Raw genomic sequence first — 11,775 nt, 5'->3', positions numbered from 1 at the left:
AAGTAACAAACCAGGCAATTGCTGAAGGTACTGCACCAGATGCAACTGTAGTAAGCGATCTTTCTGATGAGAGCAGCGTACTAGAAAATGACCCAACGGTAATCGAACTGTGTCAGAATCCAGTAATAGCACTTATTAAAACTGGTGTTGTTGACGATACAAACGGAAACGGTTGTGCGGATGTTGATGAAACTATAACCTATAACTTCACAGTATTCAACCTTGGAAATGTTACGTTATCAAACATAACAATAACTGATCCGTTGGTAACTGTAAACGGAGGTCCAATAACATTGGCGCCAGGTAATACTGATGGAACATCGTTCACAGCAATCTACACTATCACACAAGCTGATATTGATACAGGATTTGTTGAAAACCAAGCAATTGTTACTGGTACCGATGGTTCTGGAACTACAGTAAGCGATCTATCTGATGATAATAGTGAATTAGAAGATGATCCAACCATTACCCAACTTTGCCAAAACCCTGCTATTGCTTTAATAAAAGTAGGTGTGCCGGTTGATGAGAATGGTAATGGATGTGCCGATCTAGGAGAAACAATTCTATATAGCTTCAGTGTTAAAAACACAGGCAACGTTGCATTGACCAACGTAACGGTAACTGATCCATTGGTCGCTGTTGTTGGAGGGCCAATCAGCCTAGCTGTTGGTCAAGAAGACTTGGCAACGTTTACTGCGATATATACAATTACACAGACTGATGTTGATACCGGATTTATTGAAAACCAAGCTACCGCCGATGGTACTGCACCAAATGGTGATATGGTTTCTGATCAATCTGATAATAACAGTTATCTTGAAAATGATCCAACCATTACAGTTCTTTGTGAGAACAACCCATCAATTTCCTTAGAGAAAACAGGTGAGTTTAATGACGAAGATGGTAATGGAGCATCTGATGTTGGAGAAACAATATCCTACTCATTCGCAGTAACAAATACAGGAAATGTTACTCTGTATAACATAATGATTACAGATCCATTACCAGGTATTGAAATCTTTGGAGGTCCAATTGCCCAATTGGAACCAGGTGAAACGGATAGCACAACATTTACCGCAACCTACACAATAACCCAACAGGATATTGATAATGGTGAAGTAGTAAATCAGGCTACTGTTACCGCTGAGGATACCAACGGAACGGTTATAACAGATGATTCAGATGATCCAACAGACCTAACCAATAACGATAACAACGGTGATGGTGAGCCAGATGACCCTACAGTAGTTATATTGCCAGAGGTATTGGGTGCTAGCTTTGAAATTTATAACGGTATTACACCAAATGGTGACGGTATGAACGATTTCTTCTGGATCAAAGGTATTCACAACTACCCAAACAATAATGTGAAAATCTTTAACCGATGGGGTGTTCTTGTCTATGAAACAGATGGTTACGGAAGAGGTGAGCTTGACAGTGAAAATACGTTTAATGGTACTTCTGAAGGACGAGTAACTGTTCAAGAAGATAAGAATCTACCAACCGGAACATATTTCTATATTCTAACTTTCCAAGGTGAAAACCCTGGTAAGGCTAGCTATAACGGATATTTATATATTAACAGATAGAAAAATCAAAAAAATTCCTGGGAGGAAATTCCCTCCCAGGATTAAAAATACATAACTATGAAACACAGTTATCTAACACTACTGATTTTGATTTTGCTTGGCACGTTTTCAAGTAAAGCGCAGCAGGATCCACAGTACACACAATACATGTACAACACTGAGGTGGTAAACCCTGCCTATGCAGGAAATCGTGAAGCCCTAAGCTTTGGTTTACTGTACCGGACGCAATGGGTAAATTTTGGTGATGGCGCACCCAACACGGGAACATTCACTGTAAATTCACCAGTTGGGAACAATATGGGGCTAGGCCTATCTGTAGTAAATGACAGAATTGGACCCTCTATAGAAACCAACTTTAATATAGATTATTCCTATAGCATCAATACATCTGAAACTGCAAAGTTGTCTTTTGGTCTTAAAGCTGGTGTGGATATTTTGGATCTTGATTATTCAAGATTAAATCTTCCCAGAGATCTCTATAACGATCCTTACTTTGATGAAAACAACATTGACAATAAACTTCAACCACAAATTGGAGCAGGTATTTACTACAATACCGAAAAATTTTATGCAGGACTTTCCGTTCCCAACTTTTTGACTACCAAACATTTTGACGAAAGTAGTCTTGGAAATACTTCTGTAGAAACAACCGCTGCAGAACGTATGCACTATTTCTTGATTGCGGGTTATGTATTTGATCTTAGCGATAACTTAAAATTCAAACCAGCAACTTTGTTCAAAATGGTGAGCGGTTCGCCTCTTCAGGCTGATGTTTCGGCCAATTTCTTGTTGTATGATAAAGTAACCCTAGGCGCAGCATATAGATGGAGTGCCGCTATGAGTGGTTTGGTTGGTTTTCAAGCTACTGACCAAATATTCATTGGTTTCGCTTATGATTATCAAACAACCGATATTGAAGCCTACAGTGATGGCTCCTATGAAGTTATGCTTCGCTTTGAATTGTTCAATAAACCTGAACGAGTGCTAACTCCGAGATTCTTCTAAAAAATCAAGACTATGAATACAATAGTACGCAACATATTACTTTTCGCTTTAGTAGTTTTAACAACTGGAAGCGCCTTTTCTCAAAAAAAGGATGTCAAAAAAGCAAATAAAGAGTTTGATAAGTATGCATATATAGATGCCCGCGAAATCTATTTGAAAGTAGTGGCTGATGGATATGAATCTGCCGAGATATTCAAGAAATTGGGCGATACGTATTACTTCAATGGAGATTATACAAACGCGGCAAAGTGGTATGATAAACTTGTAAAACAATTTCCTGACCAAATAGAGCCTGAATATTACTATAGGGCTGCGCAATCTTTGAAAAGTTTAGGTAAATATGATGAGTCCGACGCGCTATTAAAAAATTATGTTGCAAAAGGGGGAAAAGGGCTTGTAATTGCAAAGTTTGAAAATGATCCTGATTATTTAAAGAGTACCGTTTTCAAATCAAGAGATTTTGTGATAGATAAGGTTGGAATTAATTCTCCAACTTCAGATTTTGGTCCTGCTTTCTATGGAAAAGATAAAGTAGTGTATGCCTCAGCCGGAAATACTACTGGTTCTAAAATAAATGAATGGACTCAAGAACCTTATTTAGATCTCTTTATTGCCGATAGGTCACCCAATGGGGAATTGAGTAACCCAATGAAATTAGGGGGCGATATAAATACCGAATATAACGAGTCTACAGCTACTTTTTCTAAAGATGGAAGTACCGTTTATTTCACAAGAAATACTTTTTTGGATGGCAAAAAGGGTCTCGATAAATCAAATAAGTTCAAGACCTTAAGACTGACGCTATATAAAGCAACTAAAACAGGGGGTTATAATTGGTCTAATGTTGTAGAGCTTCCTTTCAATAATAAAGGATATTCAATAGCGCACCCTGCCCTGAGCCAAGATGGGAAAAAACTATATTTTTCTTCTGATATGCCCGGAACGATAGGAATGTCTGATCTTTGGTATGTAGATATTCTTGGGGATAACAGCTATGGGAAACCTGTAAATTTAGGGCCAAATATAAATACCGAAGCTCGCGAATCATTTCCTTTTATTAGTGAAAAAAACAATCTCTATTTCTCCAGTGACGGTCGTTCAGGCCTTGGTGGGTACGATATATTCGTAACTTCACTCGATAAAGATGGAAAACCAGGAACAATTACAAACCTGGGAGCACCTTCAAATAGTGCTCAAGATGATTTTGGTTTTATCATCAATGAAGATGATCGTATTGGTTACGTTTCCTCAAACAGAGGAGGGGACAGAGGTAGTATTGATGACGACATCTATTTAGTAAAGGAAATATGTTCAATAACTATAAATGGAAAAGTATTTGACGAAGAAACAAAAGACCCTTTACCAGGAGCTACCGTTTCTCTACTAGATGAAAACAATCAATTGGTTAGCCAGACTACGGCCAAGAATGATGGAACCTACAGTTTTTTAGCTGATTGCGGAATACAATACACAGTTAGAGGAGTTAAAGAAGGATATAATCCTTATGAAATAATGATACAAACGCCTGTGCTTTCTGGAACCATAGATGTACCACTTCCATTGAAAAGAATTGGCATTTGTCCGCCAAACGATTTAGGCTGCAAATTGAACCTACAACCAATTTATTTTGATTTTGACAAATCAAACATCCGTCCAGATGCAGAAATAGAATTGGCTAAGATTCTTGCAGCAATGAGAGAGTACAAAGAATTGATTATCCATATTGAATCTCACACAGATTCTCGTGGGAACGATAGTTATAATGAATCTCTTTCTGAGCGTCGTGCACAATCTACCCTAAAATGGTTTGTTGGAAAAGGCATCGACAAAAACAGACTGACTGCCAAAGGATATGGAGAAACTCAACTTGTTAATCAATGTTCAAACGGAGTTCCTTGTACTGCCGAAGAACATCAGCTTAATAGAAGATCTATGTTTATCATAAAGAATTAAATTAACCAAATTAAGTTTTGCGAAAGTGTTCAATACTAGATATTGAACACTTTTTGCTTTTAAAACACTTTCTCTTTTCGTACTTTTGAAACAAAAGTTGTTTAAAAATGATTGAAGAAAAAGTTATTCTCGTAAATGAAAAAGACGAGCAATTGGGGCTAATGCCAAAACAAGAAGCACACGAAAAAGGAGTGCTTCACAGGGCATTTTCGATCTTTGTATTTAATGACAAAAATGAACTGATGTTGCAACAACGGGCGTTGCATAAATATCATTCCCCTGGGCTTTGGACCAACACTTGCTGTAGTCATCAACGCGATGGCGAATCTACTTTAGAAGCCGGAAAAAGAAGACTTTTTGAAGAAATGGGTTTTGTTACCGATATTAAGGAAACCACCTCATTTATTTACAAAGCACCTTTTGACAATGGGTTGACGGAGCATGAGCTTGACCATATTCTTATTGGAAATTTTGAAGGAACCCCCAATATTAATGAAGAAGAAGTAGCCTCATGGAAATGGATGGATTTGGATGATGTTAAAAAAGACATTCAAGCCAACCCCGAAATTTACACAGCCTGGTTCAAAATTATTTTTGATAAATTTTACCAACACTTACTTGTATGAGCCTGACCGTTTATAGAAAAGCACATTTTAATGCAGCACATCGACTTTTCAAAAAAGAATGGGATGATGTCAAGAATTTTGAAGTCTTTGGCAAATGCAGCAATCCCAATTACCACGGTCATAATTATGAATTGGAAGTAGGTATTACTGGTGAAATTGATCCCGAAACTGGCTTTTTGATGGATTTGAAAATTTTAAGCCGAATTATTGAAGAAGAAATTGAGGACGCCTTCGATCATAAAAACCTGAACATTGAAGTTTCCGAATTTAAAAACCTGAACCCTACGGTAGAAAATATTGCAATTGTAATTTGGAACAAATTAAGGGCTCGAATTGATTCCAAATTTGACATTTCCATAAAACTATACGAAACCCCCCGTAATTTTGTTGTTTACAACGGCCACTGATGATTACCATTTCACCTTTATACCCGCTAAAGTTTGAACCCATCTTGAAACAAAAAGTATGGGGAGGCAATAAGTTGAACAAAATATTTAAAAAAATAGCCAAAGGAAATATTGGTGAAAGCTGGGAGATTTCTGGAGTTTCTGAAAATGTTTCCGAAATAACCAACGGACCGTTCAAAGGAAAAACCCTTAATTGGTTACTGGAGAATTACACAGAAAAGTTGGTAGGTGAAAAGGTATATAAGGGTTTTGGAAACACATTTCCGTTGCTTTTCAAATTTATTGATGCCCGAGAAGATCTTTCCGTTCAGGTTCATCCAGATGATGTTTTGGCAAAGCAAAGACACAATTCCTTTGGTAAAACCGAAATGTGGTACATTCTCGATGTAGAAAAAGACGGAAGACTTATCCTTGGTTTCAATGAAGGGATGGGGCAACAAAAATATTTAAAGTCACTTTCTGAAAAAAGAATTACAGAAATCTTGAATTATGAACCAGTAAAAAAAGGGGATGCTTTTGTTTTGAAACCAGGAACCGTACACGCTATTGGCGCAGGTATTTTACTGGCTGAAATTCAACAAACTTCAGATATTACCTATAGAATTTACGATTGGGATAGGCCAGACACCAATGGCCAAATGAGGCAATTACACAACGATTTGGCTTTAGAAGCAATAGATTTCAGTCCTTCCAAAGCAAAGAGGAGTTATTCAGAAGAAAAAAATATACCCGTACCTATTGGAACTACAGACTTCTTTACAGTAAATAAACTTATTCTTTCACAAAACTACGTTCGCGATTTGGAAGAAATCCTTTCATTCACAGTCTATATGTGCTTGGAAGGTACTGCTATGATTGAAACTGATGATTTTTCAGAAATAATTAAAAAGGGCGAAACCATCTTGATTCCGGCTCAATTACCTGAAATAAAATTTATTACAAATTCCGCAAGCTTTTTGGAAGTGTACATTCCGTAAATGTTCGTACCTTTGCCCGATTTATAAAATGACCAAGAATAAATAATAGCAATAAATAAATAGAATAAAATGGCAAACGTAAGAGATTTAAAAAAAGACTTAAACTATGTTTTGGGCGATATTATTGAGGCAGTTTACATCTGGGAACTGACCAACGCTGATAAAGACAACAAAAAGGCCGAAGCACTTATCGACGAAGCAATTACTACTTTTGATGACCTAATTACAAAAGTGAACCAAAAAGACGTTGATAATAAAAAGAAGCATTTCAAAGCCATAAACGTTGAACTTGAAGAACGTGGCAGAAAACTTATCGATAAAATAAACACACTATAAAATAGTATCTGTTTTTTTACGATTTATAATAAAAGACTCCAATTCCTTTCCGTATTTGGAGTCTTTTATTTTTGGTGAAAGCGAGCTGTAAACGGTATCCAAATACTTGATGTTGGAGTCATAAACCTCACTTAGTACTAAATAAGGCGCTACTTCATTATCTTTATGGTTGATTGCGAAATTTATTGTTGCCAAATATTTACTTGAAAGCAATGCCCGTTGTTTCTGATCTATTTTCAAAGCGGAAGAATCTGTAACTTTATTACCCAATTTCAATCTTTCTTCAATCAAACCCAAGTTCTTGATCACGTAACGATTCTTCAGTTTAAGGTATTCCCTCAGTACTTTGTCGTTTTCAGAGCCTGTAACCACAGCTGCGCTGCCAAAATTTTTCAGATTGGTTTTAATGTTCAGTTCACCATTTTCGGCAAAAAAGGTAATGCGGTCATCGCGCAATGTTCCATCTTTCAGCTGAACATAGAGATAGTAAATTTCTGGGCTTTCAATTTTTTCAGAAAATGAAAAATTTGAACTTCCGTCCACAATCAAAGAATCTACAGTAACCAAAACTGTGTCCTCAAATTTTTGTAGAAGTAACGTTCCTTTTTTTAGGCCCTTCACGGTACCTGTAAGGTTCATCATTTCCTTATCTGTGGAACAGCTTATAAGGCTTAGAAATAGAATTGCAAGGGAAAGAAAATAACGCATTTTGTCTTTTTTTTAAAGGTAAAACCTATGCTGAATTTAGCTTCGGTTTACGAAGGTGCAAAGATGGATATTTTTTTTGAAAATCTACGAAACTGATGCCAATTGCATTAATACAGTACATAAAATAGCACCAACCGTTCCTATGGCGTACCCAAAAACGGCCAAAAGAACGCCAACCGTTGCCAAAGAAGGGTGAAACGCTGAGGCAACAATGGGGGCCGATGCCGCGCCACCAACATTCGCTTGACTTCCTACTGCTAAGAAAAAGTATGGTGCACGGATCATTTTTGCCACCAAAATCATTATTCCCGCATGCACGCTCATCCAAACCAAACCTATTACAATTAGCCACATGTTTTCAAAAATCAGAGTCAGGTCCATTTTCATTCCGATGCTCGCCACCAAAATGTAAATAAAAACACTGCCGAATTTGCTCGCTCCAGCACCTTCGTAGCGTTTAGCTTTAGTAAAGGAAAGTAGTACGCCAATAATTGTAGTTATTGTTATCATCCAAAAGAAACTGGAATCTAAAAATGTAAATATATTTTTGGTTATACCTTTTGGAATACCATCTACTACTGATGTGAAAAAAGCACTTATTAAATCAGCACCAAAATGTGCAAAACTTACAGTCCCGAAAGCAATTGCAGCTAAAATCATTAAATCTTTCAAGGTTGGGTTCCTATCTACTTTTTTGGCATAATCGGAAACCTTTTGTTTCAAATTTTCAATGGCTGAAGTATCTGCTTTCAGCCATTTGTCAATTTTTTCTGATTTTCCAATTCCGAAGAGGATTATGGCCATCCAAATATTGGCAACAACAATATCCACGAAAACCATCCCGCCATATAGCTTTTGGTTATAACCGTAAATTTCCAACATCGCAGTTTGGTTGGCGCCACCACCAATCCAGCTTCCAGCAAGGGTAGAAAGCCCACGCCAAACAGCGTCGGCCCCAACACCACCAACGGCTTCAGGGTGAATGGTTCCAACTATCAAAACAGCCAAGGGGCCACCAATAATAATTCCGGCAGTTCCCGCCAAAAACATAATCAGCGCTTTCGGCCCTAAGTTGAAAACCCCTTTCAGGTCAATACTCAACGTCATCAGTACCAATGCGGCTGGCAATAAATACCTACTGGACATATAATATAAACTTGTGCTTCCCGCCGAGACTTCCCCAGCTTCAGAAACGGAAGTCCATTCTGGTGAAATGACGCCTGAGGTAGTCAGTAATGCAGGAAGAAAATAAGCCATGAACAGCGCTGGTACAACACCGTAGAATTTTTTCCAAAAGCCATCCTCACGTGAAGAAGTATAAAAAATAAAGCCCAAGGCTATCATTAAAATTCCAAAAACAATGGTGTCATTGGTAAAAAGAGGAGTGGTGTCCTTTATGATTTCGGCAGTTGTATCTTGCATTTTTGATGGTTTTGACGCAAAATACAATTATTTTTTTATTTGAATTATTTTTTAATGAAATCACTAACAGTATTAATCAATTCAGGCATTACAGGGAGGTTGTATATATTGTAGGACTTACTGTTTTCCAAATTGTTTCCTTCAATTTCTTTAAAAATGTGATTCATTTTTGGAATTACTTTGTATTCAGCATCCGGTTTTGCATTTTTCAGCAATTCACCTTCAGAAACTTGAACTTGAATATCCTTATCACCATTTATTATCAAGACGGGAATGTCTAGTTTGGCTATTTCCACTTTGGGGTCAAACTGCATCCAACTGTAAATAAATGGCTGGATTTCCTTTCTGAAAATAGATGCTAACCCGTCACTATAGTTGTAAGCCACACCATTTGCTCTAAGGTCATCAAAGGAAGTTCGTGCATTATCAACAAGGCCAGGAGCTTCTTTAGTTAGTTGATCCACGATCATATCATCAATTTCCTGTCCGGCCCCAGCTATAGAAACAAATCCATTTGCGCCACTTTGGGCAGTAACCATGCCAACCAACGAACCTTGGCCATGGCCAATGAAATATATTTTTGAAAACCTCTTGTCTTTTTTGAAATATTCAAGGATTGCAACTGCATCACCAATAAAATCGTCAAAACGAATGTTTTTTTCAGTTACCATTCTTTTCTTCATTTGTTTTACGATCCTTTTGTCGTACCTGAAAGTGGCGATTCCGTTTTCATAAAGTCCTTCGCCCAAAAATTTCAAGGAATTGTTTACCATCATTTGCTGGTTTCCATTTCGGTCCGTAGGTCCACTGTCTCCAACAATTATTGCCAAAGGTAATTTTCCAGATGCATCAGGCGCCATTAGTGTACCATCGATTAATGGAGTAATGCTTAAATCTTCGGAATTATATGTTTTGTTTTGCGCGGTGGCTATTATTCCGAAGAAAAAAAGAAGGATCAGAAAGGTGTGTTTCATCTATTTATTTTAAAACTACAGATTGCAGTGCATGTTTTAACAAAGAAAGCACAATTATATTGCTTTTGTATGATCTTTCTTTGGAAGCCAAATGCTGCTGCAATCTATTATAAATGTCCCCAAATAAGTACGAAATACATATTAACAATAGGTAAAACAATGGAAGATGAATAATCTAGGTATTCCATTTCACCGCAGAGCGTAGTCGAAGTATTCCTATTTCTCAAATTTCTTATAAAGAATGAATTGTGATTTGTTTGATAATTTGAAAAGTTTTGGTTCTATTTTGAAATTCAGGATACTATCTTTGCCAATCCTGATATGAGTTTATCCGAAATAAAATTTTTGTAATGATGAAAAAGTTTGTAGTAGTGTTATTGGTTTCCATTTTTTCAAACTGTCTTTCCGCCGCAGAAGACTGGGGCAAGACTGGCCACAGAGTGGTGGGTGAAATTGCCGGAAAATATTTAAACAAAAAAGCAGAAAAGCAAATCTCAAAACTACTGGATGGTCATTCTCTCGCTTTTGTGGCAAATTATGGCGATGATATTAAAAGCGATCGTGCGTATGACCATTATGGCCCGTGGCATTATGTGAATTTTCCGTTCGGTGAAAAATACGAAACCCATCCTAAGAGTGAAAAAGGCGATATAATTCAGGGAATTGAAGAATGTATTGCTGTATTAAAGGATGATAAATCCTCAAGGAAAGATAAGGTTTTTCATCTAAAAATGCTGGTCCATTTTCTGGGAGACCTGCATCAGCCGCTGCATATTGGTTTGGCGGAGGACAAAGGCGGTAACGACTTTCAGGTTCGCTGGTTTAACGATGGCACAAACCTTCATACAGTTTGGGATTATAAAATGCTGGATTTTTACGAAATGTCCTATACCGAAGTCGCTACAAATACCGATGTGCTTTCAAAAGAGCAAGTAGAAGCTATAAAAAAAGGAAACGTTCTAGACTGGATGTATGAGAGCCGCGCACTTTGTGAAGACATTTATGCACATACCGAAATTGGAGAAAAGTTAAGTTACAATTATATGTATGAATATATGGATACGCTACGCTCCCAACTTCAAAAGGGTGGCATCCGATTGGCGAAAATTTTAAATGAAATTTTCAGCTAATTTAATTTTTCTTCAATTAAGTATAAAGATATGCCCAATATATCAATCCAAATTGTAATGGAAGCCTAAGTATGAGTACCCATTTTGGCATTTTCATTGCTGCTTTTTCATTCTGGAGCATATAAATATGAACTGATAGAAAAACCAGGAGCATAATTATAATTCCCCAGGCTGCTTCACTTTGGGTGTTTTTATTCATTACCATAAAACCCAAAATCATTTCTGCAATACCGCTCAACATAACCATAGCGCTATGGGCAGGAATATATGGAGGCATAATGCGCTCGTATAGTTTTGGTTTTCGAAAATGGTTCATTCCGGCGAGCACAAAAAGCACTCCCATGAGGTATTGATGCCAAGGTAACATAGCTTTATTTTAGTTTTTAAAAGTAATCTTTTTGAAAGTCTTGCGAAGCTTCAATTTATTAAAATGTGAAAACCCCCTCAGCAAAAGCTGAAGGGGTTTCCTTTTTTTGGTTGGTTATTTGGTGATTACTCTTTAATCAAGCGCTTCACAATGCTTGCATTGTCACCAATTATCTGTACCATATAAACTCCAGAAGCAAGCGATGAAACATCCACTGCTTTTACACCTTGCATGGTGCGAAGGTCTGTCTGGCTTACTAGTCTTCCGTTTAAATCATA

At 37.2% G+C, this 11,775-nt stretch carries 13 protein-coding genes; 8 read left to right on the top strand and 5 right to left on the bottom strand.

From position 1 onward, the window contains the following. From ESU54_RS17405 to ESU54_RS17375, 7 genes are all read left to right on the top strand, one after another. On the top strand, positions 1-1,592 hold a 1,592-nt coding region (locus tag ESU54_RS17405), incomplete at its 5' end, for a DUF7507 domain-containing protein (protein ID WP_146848185.1). Positions 1,593-1,649: 57 nt separating this feature from the next. Then, on the top strand, positions 1,650-2,597 hold the full coding sequence (locus ESU54_RS17400; RefSeq protein WP_111844445.1) for a PorP/SprF family type IX secretion system membrane protein: 948 nt from the start codon (positions 1,650-1,652) through the stop codon (positions 2,595-2,597). A 12-nt stretch (positions 2,598-2,609) separates the two neighbouring features. Next, positions 2,610-4,550, top strand: coding sequence for an OmpA family protein (locus ESU54_RS17395; protein ID WP_111844446.1), 1,941 nt, complete (start codon positions 2,610-2,612; stop codon positions 4,548-4,550). A 107-nt stretch (positions 4,551-4,657) separates the two neighbouring features. Continuing rightward, on the top strand, positions 4,658-5,176 hold the full coding sequence (gene idi, locus ESU54_RS17390) for an isopentenyl-diphosphate Delta-isomerase (protein ID WP_111844447.1): 519 nt from the start codon (positions 4,658-4,660) through the stop codon (positions 5,174-5,176). Further along, positions 5,173-5,583 carry a 6-pyruvoyl trahydropterin synthase family protein gene (locus tag ESU54_RS17385; protein WP_111844448.1) on the top strand — a complete coding sequence of 137 codons (411 nt, stop codon included), beginning with the start codon at positions 5,173-5,175 and terminating at the stop codon, positions 5,581-5,583. The genes idi and ESU54_RS17385 overlap by 4 nt, the downstream gene beginning before the upstream one ends. Next, positions 5,583-6,560 (top strand): type I phosphomannose isomerase catalytic subunit, encoded by a 978-nt coding sequence (locus tag ESU54_RS17380; protein ID WP_111844449.1) that lies wholly within the window; start codon positions 5,583-5,585, stop codon positions 6,558-6,560. Before ESU54_RS17385 ends, ESU54_RS17380 begins: the two co-directional genes overlap by 1 nt. A 69-nt stretch (positions 6,561-6,629) precedes the next feature. After that, the gene (locus ESU54_RS17375; protein WP_111844450.1) at positions 6,630-6,896 is read left to right on the top strand and encodes a hypothetical protein; all 267 of its coding nucleotides are present in this window, start codon (positions 6,630-6,632) and stop codon (positions 6,894-6,896) included. Here ESU54_RS17375 and ESU54_RS17370 read toward each other — a convergent pair. From ESU54_RS17370 to ESU54_RS17360, 3 genes are all read right to left on the bottom strand, one after another. Next, positions 6,891-7,604 carry a DUF4369 domain-containing protein gene (locus ESU54_RS17370; protein WP_111844451.1) on the bottom strand — a complete coding sequence of 238 codons (714 nt, stop codon included), beginning with the start codon at positions 7,602-7,604 and terminating at the stop codon, positions 6,891-6,893. The genes ESU54_RS17375 and ESU54_RS17370 overlap by 6 nt on opposite strands. Before the next feature lie 84 nt (positions 7,605-7,688). Further along, on the bottom strand, positions 7,689-9,026 hold the full coding sequence (locus ESU54_RS17365) for a DUF819 family protein (RefSeq protein WP_111844452.1): 1,338 nt from the start codon (positions 9,024-9,026) through the stop codon (positions 7,689-7,691). A gap of 44 nt (positions 9,027-9,070) precedes the next feature. After that, positions 9,071-10,000 (bottom strand): alpha/beta hydrolase family protein, encoded by a 930-nt coding sequence (locus ESU54_RS17360; protein ID WP_111844453.1) that lies wholly within the window; start codon positions 9,998-10,000, stop codon positions 9,071-9,073. Positions 10,001-10,353: 353 nt separating this feature from the next. Between ESU54_RS17360 and ESU54_RS17355 the strand changes: the two genes are divergently transcribed. Beyond that, positions 10,354-11,130: a S1/P1 nuclease gene (locus ESU54_RS17355; protein ID WP_111844454.1), complete on the top strand. Its 777-nt coding sequence runs from the start codon at positions 10,354-10,356 to the stop codon at positions 11,128-11,130. A 16-nt stretch (positions 11,131-11,146) separates the two neighbouring features. Here ESU54_RS17355 and ESU54_RS17350 read toward each other — a convergent pair whose 3' ends face one another. Together ESU54_RS17350 and ESU54_RS18300 are read right to left on the bottom strand one after the other, a co-directional pair. Next, entirely contained in the window at positions 11,147-11,497 is a 351-nt protein-coding gene (locus tag ESU54_RS17350) for a DoxX family protein (RefSeq protein WP_111844455.1), read from the bottom strand. Positions 11,498-11,622: 125 nt separating this feature from the next. Further along, the coding region (locus ESU54_RS18300; protein ID WP_146848184.1) for a T9SS type A sorting domain-containing protein at positions 11,623-11,775 on the bottom strand (153 nt) is incomplete at its 5' end.

This window comes from Aequorivita antarctica (assembly GCF_007997155.1).
In the GTDB taxonomy this organism is placed as follows: domain Bacteria; phylum Bacteroidota; class Bacteroidia; order Flavobacteriales; family Flavobacteriaceae; genus Aequorivita; species Aequorivita antarctica.
This window is presented reverse-complemented; position numbering and strand designations above follow the sequence as displayed.

What these genes read in the sequence shown, in the direction of transcription:
- idi (WP_111844447.1), top strand. Translation starts at nt 4,658, where the DNA reads ATGATTGAAGAAAAAGTTATTCTCGTAAATGAAAAAGACGAGCAATTG.
- ESU54_RS17400 (WP_111844445.1), top strand. Translation starts at nt 1,650, where the DNA reads ATGAAACACAGTTATCTAACACTACTGATTTTGATTTTGCTTGGCACG.
- ESU54_RS17350 (WP_111844455.1), bottom strand. Translation starts at nt 11,497, where the DNA reads ATGTTACCTTGGCATCAATACCTCATGGGAGTGCTTTTTGTGCTCGCC.
- ESU54_RS17360 (WP_111844453.1), bottom strand. Translation starts at nt 10,000, where the DNA reads ATGAAACACACCTTTCTGATCCTTCTTTTTTTCTTCGGAATAATAGCC.
- ESU54_RS17380 (WP_111844449.1), top strand. Translation starts at nt 5,583, where the DNA reads ATGATTACCATTTCACCTTTATACCCGCTAAAGTTTGAACCCATCTTG.
- ESU54_RS17385 (WP_111844448.1), top strand. Translation starts at nt 5,173, where the DNA reads ATGAGCCTGACCGTTTATAGAAAAGCACATTTTAATGCAGCACATCGA.
- ESU54_RS17370 (WP_111844451.1), bottom strand. Translation starts at nt 7,604, where the DNA reads ATGCGTTATTTTCTTTCCCTTGCAATTCTATTTCTAAGCCTTATAAGC.
- ESU54_RS17395 (WP_111844446.1), top strand. Translation starts at nt 2,610, where the DNA reads ATGAATACAATAGTACGCAACATATTACTTTTCGCTTTAGTAGTTTTA.
- ESU54_RS17375 (WP_111844450.1), top strand. Translation starts at nt 6,630, where the DNA reads ATGGCAAACGTAAGAGATTTAAAAAAAGACTTAAACTATGTTTTGGGC.
- ESU54_RS17365 (WP_111844452.1), bottom strand. Translation starts at nt 9,026, where the DNA reads ATGCAAGATACAACTGCCGAAATCATAAAGGACACCACTCCTCTTTTT.
- ESU54_RS17355 (WP_111844454.1), top strand. Translation starts at nt 10,354, where the DNA reads ATGAAAAAGTTTGTAGTAGTGTTATTGGTTTCCATTTTTTCAAACTGT.